This window comes from Wolbachia endosymbiont (group A) of Alloplasta piceator (genome assembly GCF_964028505.1).
Classification (GTDB): Bacteria; Pseudomonadota; Alphaproteobacteria; order Rickettsiales; family Anaplasmataceae; genus Wolbachia; species Wolbachia pipientis.
Genome location: NZ_OZ034793.1, coordinates 81,851 through 100,922, shown reverse-complemented (window position 1 = coordinate 100,922; position 19,072 = coordinate 81,851). Strand labels below are relative to the sequence as shown.

Annotated in this window: 16 protein-coding genes and 2 pseudogenes; 12 read left to right on the top strand and 6 right to left on the bottom strand. The window is 36.0% G+C overall.

Annotated elements, in window-relative coordinates:
* The first annotated feature begins 139 nt into the window (after positions 1–139).
* The 3 genes from ABWU31_RS00520 to dnaN all read left to right on the top strand — a co-directional run bounded on the left by ABWU31_RS00520 (position 140) and on the right by dnaN (position 2,804).
* Positions 140–1,033, top strand: a complete 894-nt coding sequence (locus ABWU31_RS00520; protein WP_010963019.1) for an RNA polymerase factor sigma-32 — start codon at positions 140–142, stop codon at positions 1,031–1,033.
* Positions 1,026–1,523 carry an invasion associated locus B family protein gene (locus tag ABWU31_RS00515; RefSeq protein WP_006279310.1) on the top strand — a complete coding sequence of 166 codons (498 nt, stop codon included), beginning with the start codon at positions 1,026–1,028 and terminating at the stop codon, positions 1,521–1,523. Before ABWU31_RS00520 ends, ABWU31_RS00515 begins: the two co-directional genes overlap by 8 nt.
* Positions 1,524–1,646: 123 nt before the next feature.
* Positions 1,647–2,804, top strand: a complete 1,158-nt coding sequence (gene dnaN, locus ABWU31_RS00510) for a DNA polymerase III subunit beta (RefSeq protein WP_236514700.1) — start codon at positions 1,647–1,649, stop codon at positions 2,802–2,804.
* A gap of 79 nt (positions 2,805–2,883) precedes the next feature.
* Here the strand turns inward: dnaN and truA are convergent, their stop codons facing one another.
* Positions 2,884–3,621, bottom strand: a complete 738-nt coding sequence (truA, locus tag ABWU31_RS00505; RefSeq protein ID WP_010963021.1) for a tRNA pseudouridine(38-40) synthase TruA — start codon at positions 3,619–3,621, stop codon at positions 2,884–2,886.
* A gap of 71 nt (positions 3,622–3,692) precedes the next feature.
* Positions 3,693–3,815, bottom strand: a pseudogene (locus tag ABWU31_RS00500) (IS630 transposase-related protein); the annotation flags it as partial.
* A gap of 119 nt (positions 3,816–3,934) precedes the next feature.
* Between ABWU31_RS00500 and ABWU31_RS00495 the strand changes: the two are divergent.
* Positions 3,935–4,757: pseudogene (locus tag ABWU31_RS00495) on the top strand (IS5 family transposase).
* A gap of 250 nt (positions 4,758–5,007) precedes the next feature.
* On the opposite strand, the gene ABWU31_RS00490 reads toward ABWU31_RS00495, so the two are convergent.
* The 3 genes from ABWU31_RS00490 to ABWU31_RS00480 all read right to left on the bottom strand — a co-directional run bounded on the left by ABWU31_RS00490 (position 5,008) and on the right by ABWU31_RS00480 (position 7,704).
* On the bottom strand, positions 5,008–5,766 hold the full coding sequence (locus tag ABWU31_RS00490) for a cytochrome c1 (RefSeq protein WP_338482827.1): 759 nt from the start codon (positions 5,764–5,766) through the stop codon (positions 5,008–5,010).
* Positions 5,767–6,134: 368 nt separating this feature from the next.
* Positions 6,135–7,367 (bottom strand): cytochrome b, encoded by a 1,233-nt coding sequence (locus ABWU31_RS00485; protein ID WP_264337924.1) that lies wholly within the window; start codon positions 7,365–7,367, stop codon positions 6,135–6,137.
* 85 nt (positions 7,368–7,452) lie between these two features.
* A complete protein-coding gene (locus ABWU31_RS00480; RefSeq protein WP_236514981.1) occupies positions 7,453–7,704 on the bottom strand; it encodes a J domain-containing protein in 252 nt (83 codons plus the stop codon).
* A 169-nt stretch (positions 7,705–7,873) separates the two neighbouring features.
* On the opposite strand from ABWU31_RS00480, the gene ABWU31_RS00475 reads away from it, so the two are divergent.
* Together ABWU31_RS00475 and hisS are read left to right on the top strand one after the other, a co-directional pair.
* The gene (locus ABWU31_RS00475; RefSeq protein ID WP_338482826.1) at positions 7,874–8,446 is read left to right on the top strand and encodes a NifU family protein; all 573 of its coding nucleotides are present in this window, start codon (positions 7,874–7,876) and stop codon (positions 8,444–8,446) included.
* Positions 8,443–9,666 carry a histidine--tRNA ligase gene (hisS, locus tag ABWU31_RS00470; RefSeq protein WP_077188193.1) on the top strand — a complete coding sequence of 408 codons (1,224 nt, stop codon included), beginning with the start codon at positions 8,443–8,445 and terminating at the stop codon, positions 9,664–9,666. The genes ABWU31_RS00475 and hisS overlap by 4 nt, the downstream gene beginning before the upstream one ends.
* A 24-nt stretch (positions 9,667–9,690) precedes the next feature.
* Here hisS and surE read toward each other — a convergent pair whose 3' ends face one another.
* Positions 9,691–10,443 (bottom strand): 5'/3'-nucleotidase SurE, encoded by a 753-nt coding sequence (gene surE / locus ABWU31_RS00465; RefSeq protein ID WP_353271241.1) that lies wholly within the window; start codon positions 10,441–10,443, stop codon positions 9,691–9,693.
* A 748-nt stretch (positions 10,444–11,191) separates the two neighbouring features.
* Here surE and ABWU31_RS00460 point away from each other — a divergent pair.
* The 6 genes from ABWU31_RS00460 to ABWU31_RS00435 all read left to right on the top strand — a co-directional run bounded on the left by ABWU31_RS00460 (position 11,192) and on the right by ABWU31_RS00435 (position 19,060).
* Positions 11,192–11,326 carry a hypothetical protein gene (locus tag ABWU31_RS00460; protein WP_353271240.1) on the top strand — a complete coding sequence of 45 codons (135 nt, stop codon included), beginning with the start codon at positions 11,192–11,194 and terminating at the stop codon, positions 11,324–11,326.
* Between the two features lie 24 nt (positions 11,327–11,350).
* Positions 11,351–12,362, top strand: a protein-coding gene (locus ABWU31_RS00455) for an IS630 family transposase (protein WP_353271144.1) whose coding sequence is annotated in 2 segments (ribosomal slippage) — positions 11,351–11,812 and positions 11,814–12,362 — 1,011 coding nt in all. Because the reading frame shifts where the segments join, the coding sequence is not laid out codon by codon here.
* Positions 12,363–12,433: 71 nt separating this feature from the next.
* Positions 12,434–13,266 (top strand): IS5-like element ISWpi1 family transposase gene (locus ABWU31_RS00450; RefSeq protein WP_353271062.1). Its coding sequence is split into 2 segments (ribosomal slippage): positions 12,434–12,803 and positions 12,803–13,266, totalling 834 coding nucleotides; the frame shifts between segments, so codons are not numbered across the junction.
* A gap of 316 nt (positions 13,267–13,582) precedes the next feature.
* A complete protein-coding gene (locus ABWU31_RS00445; protein WP_353271239.1) occupies positions 13,583–15,622 on the top strand; it encodes an ankyrin repeat domain-containing protein in 2,040 nt (679 codons plus the stop codon).
* A gap of 87 nt (positions 15,623–15,709) precedes the next feature.
* Positions 15,710–18,160 (top strand): type I DNA topoisomerase, encoded by a 2,451-nt coding sequence (gene topA / locus ABWU31_RS00440; protein WP_077188609.1) that lies wholly within the window; start codon positions 15,710–15,712, stop codon positions 18,158–18,160.
* Positions 18,161–18,217: 57 nt separating this feature from the next.
* A complete protein-coding gene (locus ABWU31_RS00435; RefSeq protein WP_353271238.1) occupies positions 18,218–19,060 on the top strand; it encodes a leucine-rich repeat domain-containing protein in 843 nt (280 codons plus the stop codon).
* Positions 19,061–19,072 lie beyond the last annotated feature (12 nt).

Here is a 19,072-nt window from a genome sequence, read left to right as displayed (position 1 = left end):
ATGTTATCCAATTAGCTAACACTGCGGCCTACTGTCTCCAAGAAATTAGATGGAAAATTTTTACTTTTTTCAAATCAAAGCTTGAATTTTTGCTGGAAAATCAATATATTATATGCATGAAGTTTTAATTTAAGTTGTTATGTTGACCTCAATGGCAAACTTATGTGTCGATAGCAGAACCAATCTCATGCAATATATTGCTAGGGTGCAAAAATTTCCTATGCTGTCTCAAGAGGAAGAGGTACGATTAGCAAAAAATTGGAACCAATATAAGGATGTTTCTTCTGCTCATAAATTGATTACCAGCCATTTGAATTTGGTAGTGAAAATTGCAATGAAATTCAAAAATTATGGACTATTGTTGATGGACCTGGTAATGGAAGGAAATATGGGTTTAATGCATGCAGTGAAAAAGTTTAATCCTGATTTAGGGTTTCGTTTTTCAACTTATGCGGTGTGGTGGATTGAAGCTTCAATAAAAGACTTTATATTGAAATCTTGGTCGTTTGTGAAAATAGGCACAACGCAAGCACAAAGAAGATTGTTTTTTAGTTTACGTAAAATAAAAAAAAGAATTTTACAGTATACAAACAGGGAAACCTTAAATAATGAAGAAATAAAAGCAATATCTAATGAGCTTTCTGTATCCGAAGGAGACGTTCTGCAGATGAATTACCGTATGGCTTGTAAGGATCAGTCGCTAAACGATTGCATAAAAATAGGTGATGACTCTAAAAGGGAGCTACAAGATATGATCCCATGTAACTTGGTTAGTCAAGAAGTAACCTATCAGAATCATGAAGAAAAAGAATTAAAAGAAACAATTTTAAACAATGCACTAGCGAGCCTCAACGAAAGGGCAAGAGACATTTTTATCAGTAGATATTTGTCTGAAAACATTCAAACTCTGGATGAACTTAGTAAAAAATATTGTGTTTCAAGAGAAAGAATAAGGCAGTTGGCTGAGCAGGCGATGGCTAAGGTAAAACAATATATACAATCTGAAAGTTTGAAATTTGGTTTGCATGCGTAGTTTTTTTATATTTCTAATATTTTTTTCGATAGGCGCTTTTGCATCGGTTAGTGATGTACAATTGAAGGAAAAATATAAAGATTGGCTCGTGTATACTGCATTGGAAGATGGAGAGAAAGTATGTTATATTGTATCCTATCCTAAAAAAAAAAGCGAATATTATACAACCAATCGCAAGCCGTATGTAATGGTTAGTTATGTTGATAAAAAAGCAGATGAGGTAAGCGTTACCTCTGGTTTTCAGTATGATAAGGAGCCTGTAGCTCTCAATATCGACAAAAAAATTAAATATACACTGCCCATAATACAGGGAAGTTTTGCGTGGGCAGAGCATACAAAAATAGATCAAGATCTCATTCTAAAAATGAAGCAGGGATTATCAATGGTAGTTAATGGAAAAACAAAAACAGTGACCATTGATGATACTTATTCCCTACTTGGTTTTCAAAAAGCGTATCAAAAAATGCATGATTTATGCCATACAAAGTAAATTATTGTAACAGAATAGGTAATTTTCCAGTTGTAGTATAAAACAGACTGCCCTTTCGATAAATAGCACTTTACTTTATATGGGATGTGGATATCATTTAAAATATATTTTTGAGAGTTAGCAATGTCAGAGGTTGCAGGTGTAGATACAGAAATCAAAAAGCAAAATTCTGTGTGCGAGCAGATGCGTTTTAGCGTGAGCCGCACAAGTCTTTTAAATACATTATCCAGAGTAAGTGGAGTGGTTGAAAGGCGTAATGCAATAGATGTTTTGGCGTGTATAAATATCAAAGCACAACACGGCAGCATAAAATTAATGGCAACTGATCTTGACATTTCAATGTTTGCCTCACTTGCTGCAACCGTATTAACAGAAGGAGAAGTAAAAATTTCAGCGCATACTTTACATGACATAGTGAAGAAGTTACCCGCTGATTTGGATGTCAATTTTGAAGTAAACAACCAAGGAAAATTATTGATGTCTTGCGGAAATGCAAACTTTTCTTTACCGAATGTAGTTTCAAGCAGCTTTCCTGCTCTTGAAGAAGACAATTATAAACATGATTGTACTCTACTAAATACAGACCTGATAGACTTATTAACTAAAACAAAATTTGCTGTATCACTAGATGATACAAGGTATAATTTAAATGGAATATATCTACATACAGATGAGCAATTTCTGTACTGCGTTGCAACTGATGGCCATCGTTTATCATGTATAAAGAGGCCAAAGCCTGGGAACATCAATGGCGAATTTGGTGTGATCATTCCACGTAAAACTGTTATGGAGCTGTTAAAAATATTGGACGATTGTAATGAAATTAAAGTAAAACTCTCAGACAGAAAAATCAAGTTTACATGCGGTGAATATATTCTAATATCAAAATTAATAGATGGAACTTTTCCAAATTATAAAGCAGTTATTCCAGCATCTCAAGATAAGCATATGATTATTGAAAGTAAAAAACTTTCAGACGTTATAGATCGAGTTTCCGTTGTTGTATCTGATAAAGTAAAATCTATTAAATTCTCACTACAAGAAAAGCTGCTAACTCTGCATTCAAACTCCCAAGAGTGCAGTGATGCAACTGAATCCATAGAAGTGGACTACAATGAAGCCCCTATAGAAATAGGGTTCAACTCGCGTTATTTACTTGATGTTCTATCCTGCATAAAAAATAAATGTAAGTTTAGCTTAGCCGATGGTAATAGTGCTACAATTATCACTGATGAAGACGATTCAAGTGCATTATATGTAGTAATGCCAATGAGAACTTAAACTCGTCATCTCGCTGCTTGTTAGCGGAATCTGGAGATACCGTGGCGGTATGGCACTTATTTCACTAGCTTTTATTAAATTAGTAATCTATCTTTACCAAATATAAGCCAAAAGGTGGTGCAGTAACTCCAGCGGCACTTCTTTTGCATTGGTTTAATATATTTAGCATTTCTTGCGGATTGGTTCTATTTTTTCCAAATTCAACTAAAGTACCCACAATAATCCTCACTTGGTTATGTAAAAAGGAAATAGCAGATATTTTGATGTGTATATGATTCCCATTTTGTATTATATCGATATCATCAATTGTTCTTATCGGATTTGCGGCTTGACAATCTTTTGAACGGAAACTTGAAAGGTCATGTTTTCCAAGTAGATGTTTAGCAGCTTCACGCATAATATTTACATCAAGTGGGCTAAACACTTGCCATACATAACCCGTCTCCAGAGCGGCAGGAGCATAGCGATTAACTATTCTATATTCGTAATATCTTTTTTTTGCTGAAAACCGTGCGTGAAACGCATCATCTACAACTTCTGCATTAAGCACGACTATAGGAATTGATTTTAAATGATAGTTTATTGCATTCCTTATTCTATAAAGCTCAAATTCCTTTTCCATATCAAAATGAGCAACTTGTCCTAAAGCATGAACTCCTGCATCAGTCCTGCCACCACAGTACAAAGTAACTTTCTCACCACTAAAATTAAATATAGCATTTTCTATCTTCTCCTGGATTGAGTTAGCAGAGTGTTGCTGTTTTTGCCAACCAGAGAAATTACTACCATTATATTCTACCGTTATTTTGTATCGCACTGCATTACATCAAGCTCTATCTAAAATAGTCATTTTCTATCTTAACATAATTTATGGTCAAGCCTACAGTGCTGCCACTCCCATAAAGTAGTTCGTCCAATCTTAAATCTTGCTGCCACTGCTTCTCTGCTTTCTCCTTCGTCTAGCGCCTCCATTGCTTTTTTTCTTAAATCATAACTATATGCTGCTGGCATTCAACCTCCTTATCATTATCTATCCTTATCACATCCGGACTTCTATGAAAAGAGCTACTAGAGGTTGTCCACAAACCAAGGAATACGTAGTATATAAAGAAAGAATATTGAGGTAAGAGATGAGGAAAAAATATCCAACAGATTTAAGTAAAAGGGAATGGGCAAGAATAGAAAAACACTTCAGAGTATCGTACAAGAAAGGAGGAAGGCCACCAAAATACAGTAAGTGTGAGATAGTAAATGCAATTCTTTATATACTGCGCACAGGATGTCAATGGCGCTATTTACCACACGATTTTCCGCCGTGGAAGGCTGTGCATGAACAGTTTAGAAGATGGAAAAAGCAGGGAATTTTTGAGAAAATGAACTATGATATCACTAAATATAGTAGGTCAAAAATGGGAAGCCGAGCGCATGCATAGTGGACAGTCAATCGGTAAAAACCACGGAAAAAGGGGGGGCAAAGGTTATGATGGTGCGAAAAAGGTAAAGGGGAGAAAAAGACATATAATCACAGATACTCAAGGATTTGTGCTTGGTTGCTATGTAGGAGCTGCAAGCGAAAATGACAGAGATGGGGTGAAGATGGCATTGGACAATATGAAGGAAAAATACAGCAATATTAAGAAAATGTGGGCTGATATGGGATACCAAGGAAAAGATTTAAAGGATTACGTAAAGAGAGAATATGGGATAGATATTGAAATTGTCAAAAGGCCTCCATGTAAGTTTTGGGTGCATAAAGATACACCACTAGAACTATTGCCACAACGGGATCCTGGATTTTCAGTACAGCCGAGAAGGTGGGTGGTAGAGAGGACTTTTGCTTGGATCAATAGAAATAGAAGGCTATCAAAGGAGTACGATTTACTTACAACATCTACTGAAAGTTTCATATATCTGGCTATGAGTAAAGTTATGTTAAGTAGGGAATATGCTTGATTTACTGGTTTGTGGACAACCTCTAAATCGTGAAAAAGAACTGCTCATTAAGTGCTATTTGCTTAATAAATTTACTGACATTGGTATGGCTAAATTCGAAATGGCTACATGAATTTATCGTAAATTATTACCGTATAAGGTACGATGCGACAAAGCTATCCCAGTGTCAGCTACTCGGATGACACTGTCATAAAGGAACCAGTGTTAGCTACTTGGATGACAACCATTGTGCTTGAGGCAAAATTGACTATCACTTCTTTTTATAGAGCTTGCTCCAAACTTTGTTGTTAGTTAATACAAAAAACACTGTTAAAATTATAAAATACGCCACTACTTTTAATCCAAGTTTATGCCGGCGCTCTAATTCTGGCTCTGCTGCCCATTGTAAAAAATTTATCACATCATACGCCATATTTTCAACTGTGGCTTGCCTTGCACCATCATATTCCACCATTTCTTCAGAAAGTGGTGGCGCCATAGCTAATCTGCCTGTTGGAAAATACGAATTAAAATATAAATCATTTTCATCGTGTTCGCCGTTTTGATAGCCTGTTAACAATGAATAGACATAATTTGCACCATCATGCCTTGCTTTAATAATTAATGATAAGTCTGGTGGGACTGCACCATTGTTGCTTGCTGCAGCTGCTTCTTTTGTATCAAAAGGTGCAATAAAATAATCCGAAGGTATTCCAGGTCTATCGAACATTTCACCCAAATCATTTGGGCCATCTTTAACTTGATAAGAAGCTGCAATCTGTTTTACATCTTCTTCAGAAAAACCAACATCTTGCAAATTACGAAATGCTACCCTATTCATTGAATGACAAGCAGCACAGACTTCTTTATACACTTTATAGCCACGCTGAATTGACTCTCTATCGAAAGATCCGACAATTCCATCAAATTTCCAGTCTATTTTCTTATTTGGTGATGATTTAAATTCTTCTGCAGATATAAGACTAGATAGAAATAACATGCAGAAGATTGCAAATACATTAGATCCCATGCATAACCACTGTTTTAGTAAATTTCGAATTGATGTCATGCAAGTAGCTGACACTGGAATCCAGCTTATTTCATCACTGACATTATGGTTATCGCGCACTCCTAGAATCTGTTGTCCATTGCATGATTTGTAAGTATTTTTATACCTGGATCCTAGTGTCAAGCACTGGGATGACAACGGAAGATAGTGGAATGACACTGTGTGTTGTATACAACGTTCATACAATTGTGTACATGATGCTGGAATCCATTTATTTTTTTTCTGGATCCCAGTGTCAAGCACTGGGATGACAAAAGAGGGCTCTGGGATGACAGAAGAGAGTTCTGGGATGACAGAGAATTTTGTAAGAGATCTGCTTTGAATTGACATCACCTCATCTCCGGCACAGAATCACTTAAGGTTTTTGGTGGTTCTTTTGGCTTTTCATACTTACTAAGCAGTGGTAAAACTATCACAAAGTATGCAAAGTAATAAAGAGTAGATAGCCTACTCATAGTGATGTAAGGCTCTTTTACCTCTTGTCCTCCAAGCCAGGCAAGAAGTACAAAATTTATTGCAAAAACCCAAAAAAATTTCTTAAACACCGGGCGATAAGCACCACTTTTAACTTTTGATTTATCAAGCCAAGGTAACAAAAACCACACTAAAATAGACGCAAACATGGTAAGCACACCAGTAAGTTTATCTGGAATTGAACGTAGCATTGCATAAAAAGGTAAAAAATACCACTCTGGCACTATGTGTACCGGAGTTACCATAGAGTCAGCTTCTATATAATTGTCTGGATGCCCAAGATAATTGGGAGCATAGAAAACAAATGCGAACAAAACTACAAAAAACAGACCAAAAGTTATGCAATCCTTGACTATATAATAAGGATAGAGAGGGATGGTATCCTTATCTGATTTTACCTCCACTCCACTTGGGTTACCAGAGCCAAACCTATGCAGAGCTATCACATGAAGCATAGCTAAAGCAATAATAACAAAAGGCAGAAGATAATGCAGAGCGAAAAAACGGTTAAGTGTTGGGTTATCCACTGAAAAACCACCCCATAACCATATAACTATTTTATTGCCAATTAAAGGTATAGCAGAAAATAAGTTGGTTATAACTGTTGCACCCCAGAAACTCATTTGTCCCCAAGGCAATACATATCCCATAAAGGCAGTTGCCATCATTGCAAAAAATATAAATATTCCAATAAACCACACCATCTCTCTCGGTCTTTTATAAGATCCGTAATATAATCCACGCATTATATGAACATAGACTACCATAAAGAAGAGCGATGCTCCAACAGCGTGAGTGTAGCGTATTAACCACCCGTAATTCACATCCCGCATTATGCGCTCTACACTATTAAACGCATAATCAACATGCGGAGTGTAGTGCATAGCAAGAAATATACCTGTTATTATTTGTAAAATTAGCGCTATACCAGCCAAAGAGCCAAAGTTCCAAGCATAATTTAAGTTTTTTGGTACTTGATAAGAAGCGGTGTGTTTTAGAAAAGAAAATATAGGCAGTCTATATTCTATCCACCCTAATATGCCTTTTTCTTCTTCTATCGTTGTTTTTTTTTTAGTATCATCTTGCATAACTTAAAGCTTTCTCTACCTTTAACTCGTTTTATTGTAGCAGCTTATCCTTTATGCACAAATAAAAACTTTAAAGCAATATTAATTACCTCTTCAGCAACCTATCACGTGCCGCGTTTAACTTTTGTGCAAAATATTCCGAGCCTCCCTTATCTGGATGAACTAACTTCATTAAATTTTGATATGCTTTATTGATTTCATTTTGACTTGCCTCAGGATTCAGCCCCAGTATCTTTAATGCTTCATCTTTGGATATGTTGTCACCAGTGTAATTTTCAGTATAACTTCTACTGCTATTAAATTCGTTCAAAAACTTACTCAATATAGAGTTCATCATGAAACTTATGTTATTTTTTTTTGTCAGGAAAAGAAAAAATACAACAACGCTAGGCAAGACAAATGTAATTACTATGAATACTAAAAAAAGAAAAAAGATGAATGACATGTATATTTTTTTATCATTTTATGATTAAATAGTAACAATTATAATTGTCATGGTAAATAACATGTTCATCCAGATTGAAGAAACACCAAACCCAAATACGCTAAAATTCCTTCCTGGATTTGCAATTCTAAACGAAGGAGAAACGGCTGATTTTTCAAATGCAGATGAAATAAAAAACTCCAAGTTAGCAGCAAATCTTTTTCAAATAGAACATGTGGTAAGAGTGTTTTTTGGTCATGATTTTATTTCAGTAACAAAATTGGGTGGAATTAATTCGGATACACTAAAAGTAGAAATTTTAACTACAATCATGGATCACTTTACTTCAGGTGGAAAAGCGCTAGATAAAGAAGGAGTGAATGATAATAATATATCAGATGAGGAATTTTTCGATGAAAATGATATAGAAATTGTAAATAGAATAAAAGAATTGATGGAAAGTTATATCAAACCTGCAGTTGCTCAAGACGGTGGTGATATCAAATTCCGTGGCTATAAAGATGGAATAGTTTATGTTGAGCTGCAAGGAGCCTGCTCTGGATGCCCAAGTGCTGCAATTACCCTCAAGCAAGGAGTGCAGAATATGCTGAGCTACCACATACCAGAGGTTGCGGGTATAGAGACCACACTATGACTAATCAAACGGTTAGAGGAACAAAAGATCTCCTGTTTGATGAATGGTACAAGTTTAAATACATTCAGCAAACAGCAAATAGAATCTCAAGTCTATACGGCTTTTTGCCCGCCCAAACTCCAATATTTGAATACACGGAGGTTTTTACAAAAACCTTAGGTGATAGCTCAGATATCATCACTAAAGAGATGTATAGCTTCAATGATAAAGGGGGAAAGAGCATAACTTTACGTCCTGAGTTCACTGCAGCGATTGTTAGGCTACTCATTGAAAAAAAACTGCAAACACCGATAAAATTATTCTCAACAGGACCTGCATTTCGCTATGAAAGGCCGCAAAAGGGAAGACAAAGGCAATTTCATCAGATAAATTTTGAGGTTTTTGGCATAGAAGATCCAAAAGCTGATATTGAATTGATATCACTCGTTCAGCACTTACTAACTGAATTTGGCATCAATAAAAATGTAAAGCTGGAAATCAACTCTTTAGGTGATGGTGAAACAATAACTAAGTATAGAGAAGCTTTGATCTTATACTTTACAAAGTATCAAAATGATCTATCAGAAGATAGCAAAAATAGGTTGATCAAAAACCCACTCAGAATACTGGATTCCAAGGATGAGAAAGATAAATCAATAATTTCTGATGCGCCTAAAATCAGCAATTATTATACGAAAGGGTCCTCAGATTTCTTTGAACAAATACTAAATGGATTAACAATTCTTGATATACCTTATACCGTAAACAATAAACTAGTTCGAGGTTTGGATTATTATTGCCACACAGTGTTTGAGTTTGTTACAGAGGATTTAGGCGCACAAGGGGCAGTTTTTGCCGGTGGAAGATACGATAATTTAGTATCTTCAGTGGGTGGAAAACACACTTCAGCAATAGGATTTGCAGGAGGTATTGAACGCATAATGGAGTTAATCAATTATTCTCCGAAAGAAGAGCGACCTATTTACCTAATTCCAATCGGTAGAGAGGCTGAAGAATATGCCCTAACACTTGCAAATGAATTGCGCAGAAATGATTTGTATGTGATCTATGAATATAGCGGAGCGCTTAAAACCCGAATGAAAAAAGCAAATCAAGCAAATGCTAAAGTTGCTTTAATTTTTGGCGATGAAGAATTGAGTAGTAAAACTTTAAAGATTAAAAACATGGATACAGGTGAAGAAAAAATAATTGCTCGCGATAACACAATAGAAAACATCTAATTAGGAGCAATGCAAATGTTTTTCTCAGTCAGCTATAGAAGAAAATTCGTCTGCACAAGAATTTTTCATAGCATTCAATGTATCATAATCTGTAAAATCTAATTTTACTGGTGTGATAGTAATAAATCCTTCTTTTATTTTATTTACACTACCACTGCCTGAGTGCTCTCGAGACCAATTTAAGCTAAAAGAGCCATTCGAATTTTCAGTAAAAATTAAATCCCCATCAATGTTATATTCACCTTGTTCAGCAAATTCTACTCCTTTTACTTTTTCTGTAGCAGGAAAATTTACACTCATCACTATGTTTTTAGGCCAACCAACCTTAACGAGCTTGGCAATAACCTTTGGTGCAAAAACCTTTGTATTGTGCCAGTCTATTTTATCATGATAAACTTGGCTCAGTGCAATAGAAGGTATAGACCTTGCAGCACCTTCCATTACAGCACCAATTGTTCCTGAATAACAAATATCGTCCCCGACATTTGATCCAATATTTACTCCGGACAATATTAAGTCTGGTTTTTTATTCATAACTTTATTTAGCGCAATAATGACACAGTCTGCAGGAGTACCAGACACACTAAATTCCCTTTCACTATGTTGTTTTATTCCAATAGATTGTTTCACTGGATAATCAAGAGATCTTGCAGCTCCGCTTCTATCAGTATCTGGTGCCACTATCCATATTTCTGACGCAAAATTCCGTGCAACCTCTTTGAGTAATTTTATTCCTTCACTTCCAAAGCCATCATCGTTTGTTATCAATGTTATCATATACAATACTCAGCTATACAGCTCCAAATTATGTAAATCACTGGCTGTAAATAAACTCATGAGGCTTTAAGTTTCTTTGCATAACTACGAACTGTAACAAAGAACCTGCTGTAAATCAATAGATTTCTTGCACAGGCCATAACTGTCATTACAATAGAAACGAAAAAACCTACTTGACAAACTCCGCCAGCCCCCTTATCACGAAACTGAAGCTATTTATTTATCTTCGCAATCTGTGCAGGTTAATGACAAAAAACTTAGGGTATTTGGCGTCTCATGTTTAATTTTTCGCACTACGTCCATCGCATGTCTTTAAAAATTTTTAGGTTTTTACCTATATAAGCCGAAACGAGCTTACAAAGCGTTTAAGACAGCAAAAAACGTCAAATTGACAAGGGAGAATTTGAATGCTAGCTACTACGGGGTTTCTTTGCCTTTTTTCCTGCTTAGTAAATTTCTTAAACACTTGCGGTGTAGGTTAGTTGCAAGTTAAAAGCAGCTAAATCGCTCTTAATCAAGCGTTTTAGAATAAAAAAAACGCCGATATTTTAGTACATAGTAAATAGCCAACCACCACGGGGCTTCTTTTGCCTTTTTTTTCGTTTGGTAAATTTCTTAATATTTGTAGCTAAACGACAACCGTCATCCCGCTGCTTGTTAGCGGGATCTAGAGATACCGCGAATGAATCGCGGTATGACGTAGGACTGCTGTCATTCCAGTCTGGAATCCAAAAAAAAGGATGATGTCATGAAAGTAGCTGACACTGGTCTCCATCCAAAAGGGTGTCATCCGAGTAGCTTGACTACTTGGATCCAGGAAACTTATACCAATTCCCATTACAGGGCAAACAGATGGACAATGATGGAAGAAAAGCCATACTGAAGTAAGTAAAATAGCGAGGTTTAAATGGCATTAAGATCAAAATTATTGGATGAAAAAGTAGTAGAATCAGCAAAAGAAATGCTGAAGAAAGTAATGAATAATGCATATGTTTCAAAAAAACTAAATGCTGTAATTGCAGCAAAAAAGTACAGTATAACGGCTGTAGCAAAAATATATTGCATTTCAAGAAGCGCACTAACTTCGTGGGTAAAACTCTTGAAAATTGGCAGAGAAGAAAAACTGTTTGCTCCTTCACAACGTCGTAGAAAAACTAAATTAAATCAGGCTCAACTACAGCAAATTGAAGAGTGGATAGAAGAAAATCCTAATATCACCATTAAAGAAATGAGAATAAGAATCCAGGAAAAGTTCGGATTAAATATCAGCAAATCTACAGTACACCGCCATATGCAAAAGATGAAATTCTCATATATTACACCAAGACCAGTTCATAATGGACAAGATAAAAGCAAACAAGAGGAATTCAAAAAAAAATCTCAATGGAGCTATTAGCAAGTATCCAGAAAAAGAGCTATTTTTCTTTGATGAATCACGGTTTGGCACACATTCAAAAGTTGGACATGGGTGGTTTAAAAAGGGGATTAGAACACAGGTTAAAACAAAATTAGGTAGGCAAAATTTCTATCTCTATAGTGCAGTTAATCCTAGAAATGGAGAGAGTTCTAGCTTATTTGCACCAAATGTCAACACTGATTGCATGAACATATTTCTTGAGCAAATTTCGCAATATCTAGAAACACGAGAGGCTTTTCTCGTTATGGACTGTGCTAGTTGGCATAGGTCAAAAAATTTAAAGGTACCTAAAAATATCGACATTATATACCTACCTCCATACTCACCTGAGCTAAATCCTGTTGAGAGGCTTTGGTTATATATAAAACAGAACATTTTGCGCAATAAAATATACGATACAATTGCTCTACTTGAGGGTGCTTTGTGCAAATTTATTACTTCTCTTGCCAGCTCCACAATTAAACAACTCTGCAATGTTTCCTATTTGACTGGACAACAATGAGAATTGGTATCAGAGGTTGTCCGGAAACAAGTAAAAGGCTATAATATCTGAAATTTTAGTACGGGGTAAAGATGAGAAAAAAGTATCCAACAGATCTAAGCGAAAGGGAATGGGCAAGAATAGAAAAACACTTCAGAGTATCATACAAGAAAGGAGGAAGGCCGCCAAAGTATAGCAAAAGAGAAATATTAGAAGCAATTTTCTATGTATTGCGTACAGGGTGTCAATGGCGGTATTTACCAAATGATTTTCCGCTATGGAAGACTGTGTATGAGCAGTTCAGGCAATGGAAGAAGCAGGGAATTTTTGAGAAAATGAATTATGAAATTACAAAATATAGTAGAAGAAAAATAGGAAGGAATGAGCAGCCGAGTGCCTGTATAGTAGATAGTCAATCTGTAAAGACTACAGAAAAGGGGGGATCAAAGGCTATGATGGAAGTAAAAAAGTAAAGGGTAGAAAAAGGCATATAATTACAGACACTCAGGGTTTTATACTAGGTTGTTACGTAGGCGCTGCTAACGAAAATGATAGAGATGGTATTAAAATAGCATTAAACAATATGAGAACAAAATATACTAAAGTTAAAAAAATGTGGGCTGACATGGGATACCAAGGAAGAAATTCAAAGAATCACATAAAGGAAGAATATGACATAGATATTGAAATTGTTACAAGGCCTCCATGTAGATTTTGGGTGCACAAAGATACGCCACCTGAGCTACTACCAACAAGAGAACAAGGGTTTAAAGTACAGCCAAGAAGATGGGTTGTAGAAAGGACTTTTGCTTGGGTTAATAGGAATAGAAGGCTATCGAAGGAGTATGATTTACTCACAACATCCACTGAGAATTTCATATACCTAGCTATGAGTAGGGTTATGTTAAAGAGGGAATATGCTTGAATTTACTTGTTTCCGGACAACCTCTAAGAGATACCGCGGCGGCATGACGGTTCGTGGCGGCGTGACGATAAGCTCGTCATCCCGCTGCTTGTTAGCGGGATCTATGCTAAGATACCGCGGCAGTATGACGGTTCGCGGCGGGATGACAAGAAAGGAGCAACAGAATGACAGAGAGTAATGCAAGAAAATAATTGGATTTTTTGTAATGCTACGGAGTCCAGTGTTTTCTACAAATTTTTACGTGATTTGTTAGCAAAATTGACAGTTGCTGAAATACTGGATAAAACGCTTGTATAGTGTTTAGTAGAGAAAAGTTATGAAATATGAACAGTGGATAAAAATATTAAGTGCAGTAAATGCTGATGGTGATTTAAATCAGAGTAACATAATCGAAAAGATAAAAGAGAGGTTACAGAGGATAGATTTAAGTACATTCCAGGATTGGAAAAATGATAGATTTAACATAAATTATAAATTCACCCTATATACAGGTCTTGCCTCTTTTAAACTTACATTGTTATATTTGGCTACTAGGGATGGCTGCAAAAAGGTAGTAGAAGCTCTGATATCAAATGGAGCTGATGTTAATACGAAAGATATGAATGGACTGACCCCTTTATATTGGGCTGCCAAAATTGGTCACAAGGAGGTAGTAAATGCTCTAATAAAAGCGGGGGCGGGGGTTAATATTAATGCAAAAAGTAAGAAGGAACAAACTTCTTTGCATAGGGCTGCTGAAACAGGCCATACGGGTGCAATAAATGCTTTATTAGCAAAAGGGGCTGATATTGATGCAATAGATGATAATGGAGAAACTCCTTTACGTTTGGCTATTAAAAATGGCCATACAAAAGCAGTAAATGCTCTATTGGAGGCAGAAGAATTTAATATTAATACGAGTGATGGTTTATGGAATTATGGATGGGCTCTTTTACATTGGGTTATTGCAAATGACCATAAAAAGATAGTAGAAGTTCTAATAGCAAGTAAAGCTAGTGTTAATACGAAGAGTGAAAATGGATGGACTCCTTTACATTTGGCTGCTGAAAATGGCCATACGGATGCAGTGAATGCTCTATTAGCAGCAGAGGCTGATGTTAATTTACAAAACGCGCGTGGCAAAACTCCTTTACATTGGGCTACTGTGAATGGCCATACAGATACAGTGAATGCTCTATTAGCAGCAGAGGCTGATGTTAATTTACAAAACGCAGATGGCAAAACTCCTTTGCATTTGGCTGTTGAAAAGAAACACAAAAGTGCAGCGGAGTTTCTGATAGCACATGAAATTAAGTTACAAGGTTCCAATGCACAAAAGCCAGAATATCTAGTACAACATAATTCTAATTTTACAAGGGAAATGTCAGAATATTGGAATAGGTGCCTAGGTGAATACGAAAAACTTGAGGAGGAAGATAAGTTACTACATGACTTTTTGAAGGAAAGTGACACTAGTACATTAGTAAGTATATGGGAAAAAAATGAAGATATATGCAGTAAGTTTGATAACCAAAAAAGCTTACAAAGGCAATATCCAGAATATGCTTATACTCTAATTAATAAAGCTAACGAAATAAAAAAAGAAATTTTTCTGCACAATCATGAGCCGCTAATTGATGCTTTATCAACGCATTATAGGCGTGATTTTCAAGCAATGATATTTGCTGGTATAGAAAACTTTTTTAAAGTTCACAAAGATGACTTTAGAAAAGAGTTAGGAAATGGAGGAATCACTCTAATTAACTTCGTAGATTTTGAAAATTTTGCAGAAAGGCATGCTCCTACATTGAAAGTAAGAGCGTTTGCAAAGGTTATAGAGAATAACCTATCAAGCGAGAGCCCTGATGATCAAAACATTGATCAAGCTTGTTCTTCTAGTGTTGATGAGCAAGTTCCTCAGCCTGTAAGTGAAATAACTGGCATTATTAAACACATAGGTGCAAGTAATAGTGAGGCTTCTTCAGAACTCGAAAGTAATGGTAATCAACAAAGTACACAACCAGAATTTTTAACAACCAACGGTAACTCTAGTAGCATAGCTTCTGAAAGTGGCAGTACTAAAATACTAGTTTCAGATCAAGAAAATGACATCCAGAACAATAATATACAACCAAGTTCACGAAGTGAAAAGAGGAGCAAACTGCCTATTGTAACTGCCTCTGTACTGGCAGTGGCTGGAGTTGCTTTAGGAGTAGCTATTGCAGTTCACTTAGAAATGTTAGCGGTGGGAATAGTGGTTGGAGCTTGTTGTCTGGTTGCTGCTGCGATCATATACTATTGTAATCAGCCTTCAAAGTCACTTGAAAATAGCAACGTCCAAGGGTTTTCTGGAAACCATGAACAACCTACTGTGTAAAATTCACAAGACCTATTAAAATATTTTTTTACTTTTCATCGTATATTTCTCAACATATTATCTTTAAGTACTAAAATAATTAACAATATGGCATTATTAATAGTTGAATCACCTGCGAAAGCAAAGACAATAGGTAAATATTTGAGTAAAGAGTTCAAAGTAGCTGCATCCTTTGGACATGTGAGGGATCTTCCAGCAAAAAACGGCTCTGTCGATCCGGATAATGATTTTGCTATAAAGTATGAAACCATTGAAAAAGCAGAAAAATATATAAAAGAGCTAGTAAAAGCCGCAAGCAAAACATCAGATATATATCTTGCAACAGACCCAGACAGAGAAGGGGAAGCAATGGCTTGGCATGTGATAGAGACATTAAAAGAAAAGAAAGCAATCAGTAATGAAAACAACATTTATAGAGTAGTCTTTAATGAGATAACAAAAAGAGCAGTACAAGAGGCTATAAAAAATCCACGTGAAATAAATATGGATTTAGTGCGTGCACAACAAGCACGTAGAGCTTTGGATTATCTAGTTGGGTTTAGTTTGTCACCACTGCTGTGGACAAAATTGTCGGGGAGCAAGTCTGCAGGACGCGTGCAGTCTGTTGCATTAAAGATTATATGCGAACGAGAAGATGAAATTAGTAAATTTATAACACAGGAGTATTGGAGCATAAAGGCAGAAATGCAAAATAGCAAAGATGAGGCTTTTTTTGCTATGCTAAGCCACTATGACAATAAAAAGCTAGAAAAATTTGATATTAAGAATGAAGAAGAAGCAAAGAACTTAGTCAGGGAGATTGAGTCAAGGCAATATGCTGTAAGCACAGTAGAACGCAAGCAAGTTAAGAGAAACCCACTTCCTCCGTTTATTACTTCAAGTCTTCAGCAAGATGCAGTGAATAAACTGTATTTTAATGTGAAAAGTGTTATGCGCATAGCGCAAAATTTATATGAAGGTATCGATATTGGTGGTGAAACTGTAGGGTTGATAACTTACATGCGTACAGATGGGTTTCATATTGCAGATGAGGCTATAAACTCAATTAGAGGGTCAATTAAGTCATTATATGGTGATAAATATTTACCGCAGTCTCCTCGTAAATATGTAAAAAAGGTCAAAAATGCTCAAGAAGCACATGAAGCAATTCGTCCAACTGATATCAATAGAACGCCGGGTAGTATTAAGGATTACTTAACGCCAGAGCAATTTAAATTGTACGATTTAATCTGGAAAAGGACCATTGCAAGTCAAATGGAGTCGGCGATCCTTGATCAAGTGGTAGTTGAAATTAGTTCTACTGATCAAAAAGTAGTTCTGCGAGCAAGTGGGTCGAGTATATTCTTTGATGGTTTTTATAGAGTCTATCAAGATAACATGGAAGCCGAAAATGAAGGCCTGCTACCTGCCATGAAGGAAGGGGAAGCATGCAAGCTGATTTCAGTTGAGCCAAAACAACATTTCACTCAACCGCCACCTCGTTATAGTGAAGCAAGTATCGTAAAAAAAATGGAAGAAATCGGTATAGGTCGACCATCAACTTATGCAACAATTATTTCGGTATTACAAGATCGTGAGTACGTTTCATTGGATAGCAAAAGGTTTATTCCAAGCAGTCGTGGTAAAATCGTTACTATATTTTTAGAAACTTTTTTTCAGCGTTGTGTAGAGTATGATTTCACAGCACAAATGGAAGAAAAGCTTGATTTAATTTCAAATGGACATGCAGATTGGAAAAAAGAATTAGGCCACTTTTGGGTGCCATTTTTTGGTCATGTAAACTCTGTTAAGCAAATGACGCATGATGAAGTTTTCAGCGGCATTCACGATTTGGTAATCGATTGGTTTTGTTCAGAAGAAGGAAAAAAAGAGGTGAATACGAAATGTCCTGCTTGCTTAGGTGGCATATTGAAATTGAACTTTGGAAAAGCCGGGGTGTTCCTTGGATGTTCTAACTATCCTGAATGCAACCATACAAAAGAAATTACGGGCAGTAACGACAATTCAGAATATCCAAAAAGTTTAGGTATAGATGATATAACAAACCAAGAAGTGATGATCAAAAAGGGTCCTTTTGGACTTTATCTGGAGTTTAATAACGAGTTAAAAAAGAAAAAAACGGTTTCCATACCAAAAGATATAAATGTTAATGAGATTGATCTGAGCACCGCTACTCAGTTACTTTCCTTGCCAAAAGTAATCGGAGAACACCCTGAAACCGGAAAGGAAGTAAAAATAGGCCTTGGGCGATTTGGGTACTATATTTTCTATGATGGTAGATACTTTTCTCTTAAGAAAAGCTCCAAAGAGGTGCTGAATACAGAATTGAGCGAAGCTGTACAAATTATTGCAAACAGTCCACGCAAAGAGTTAAAATCTCTCGGGGTTAATGAAAAGGGAAAAGAAGTTTTTATCTGCAACGGTAGGTACGGATTCTATATAAAATGCGGTAAAACAAACGTTGCTTTGGGCAAGAGTGCAGATATTGAGAGTATAGATCTGGAGAAGGCTTTAGAGTTGATTAAGGGTAAGAAGTAGACTTTTATTGAAATATTAGGTAAAGTTAAAATATACTCTAATAATGCGGTGGGATAAATGATATTTTACACACAGGGCGACACTCCAGCTTTATGTAGGTTAGATTACACGGATGTAAGTAAGTTAGTAGGCATACCAAATATCACAAGACTTGATTTAACTGAGTGCAAGATTAGTGTTGAAATTGTAAAAGAATTAGCTGAGCTCAAAAATCTTACTTCACTTCATTTAGGTAAGTGCAAGATTAGTGTTGAAGCTGCAGGAGAATCAGCTAAGTTCACAAATCTTACTTCACTTAATTTAGCTGGGCACAAGATTAGTGTTAAAGATGCAAAAGAATTAACCAAACTTACAAATCTTACTTCACTTGATTTAGGTAAGTGCAAGATTAGTGTTGGAGTTGCAAAAGAATTAACCAAACTTACAAATCTTACTTCACTTCATTTAGCTGGGTGCAATATTGGTGTTGAAGTTGCAAAAGAATTAACCAAACTTACAAATCTTACTTTACTCAATTTAATTGGTTGCAAGATTAGCAATGAAGTTGCAAAAGAATTAGATAAACTCAAAAAAAATCTTCCTTCACTTAATATAATTGGTTACAAGATTAGCGGTAAAGGTGCAAACGTAAAATTGCAGGATGAGGTATCAAACTCGCAAGAAAAACTTAAAAGCAGTAGCAAATACTATATTTGTGGAGCAACAGTTGGTTTAGTTATTGGTCTAGTTGCAGCATATTGTTTAGGGGCTGCTGCTTTAACTCCTGTTGGTGTTTCTGTTGCAGCGTTTATTGCATCTGCTGTGGTTGGCGCGTTACTCGGAGCTGGGGTGGGTTATGCTGTGAGTACATATCTTGAAAGCACTGAATTAAACAATATGCAACCACGAAGGAGTTGTTGAAGATCCGTGTTA

Excerpts from the sequence above, each read along its gene's own strand:
- ABWU31_RS00520 (WP_010963019.1), top strand. The coding sequence starts at position 140 with ATGTTGACCTCAATGGCAAACTTATGTGTCGATAGCAGAACCAATCTC.
- ABWU31_RS00515 (WP_006279310.1), top strand. The coding sequence starts at position 1,026 with ATGCGTAGTTTTTTTATATTTCTAATATTTTTTTCGATAGGCGCTTTT.
- dnaN (WP_236514700.1), top strand. The coding sequence starts at position 1,647 with ATGTCAGAGGTTGCAGGTGTAGATACAGAAATCAAAAAGCAAAATTCT.
- ABWU31_RS00490 (WP_338482827.1), bottom strand. The coding sequence starts at position 5,766 with ATGGGATCTAATGTATTTGCAATCTTCTGCATGTTATTTCTATCTAGT.
- ABWU31_RS00485 (WP_264337924.1), bottom strand. The coding sequence starts at position 7,367 with ATGCAAGATGATACTAAAAAAAAAACAACGATAGAAGAAGAAAAAGGC.
- ABWU31_RS00480 (WP_236514981.1), bottom strand. The coding sequence starts at position 7,704 with ATGATGAACTCTATATTGAGTAAGTTTTTGAACGAATTTAATAGCAGT.
- ABWU31_RS00475 (WP_338482826.1), top strand. The coding sequence starts at position 7,874 with ATGTTCATCCAGATTGAAGAAACACCAAACCCAAATACGCTAAAATTC.
- hisS (WP_077188193.1), top strand. The coding sequence starts at position 8,443 with ATGACTAATCAAACGGTTAGAGGAACAAAAGATCTCCTGTTTGATGAA.
- surE (WP_353271241.1), bottom strand. The coding sequence starts at position 10,443 with ATGATAACATTGATAACAAACGATGATGGCTTTGGAAGTGAAGGAATA.
- ABWU31_RS00460 (WP_353271240.1), top strand. The coding sequence starts at position 11,192 with ATGAAAGTAGCTGACACTGGTCTCCATCCAAAAGGGTGTCATCCGAGT.
- ABWU31_RS00445 (WP_353271239.1), top strand. The coding sequence starts at position 13,583 with ATGAAATATGAACAGTGGATAAAAATATTAAGTGCAGTAAATGCTGAT.
- topA (WP_077188609.1), top strand. The coding sequence starts at position 15,710 with ATGGCATTATTAATAGTTGAATCACCTGCGAAAGCAAAGACAATAGGT.
- ABWU31_RS00435 (WP_353271238.1), top strand. The coding sequence starts at position 18,218 with ATGATATTTTACACACAGGGCGACACTCCAGCTTTATGTAGGTTAGAT.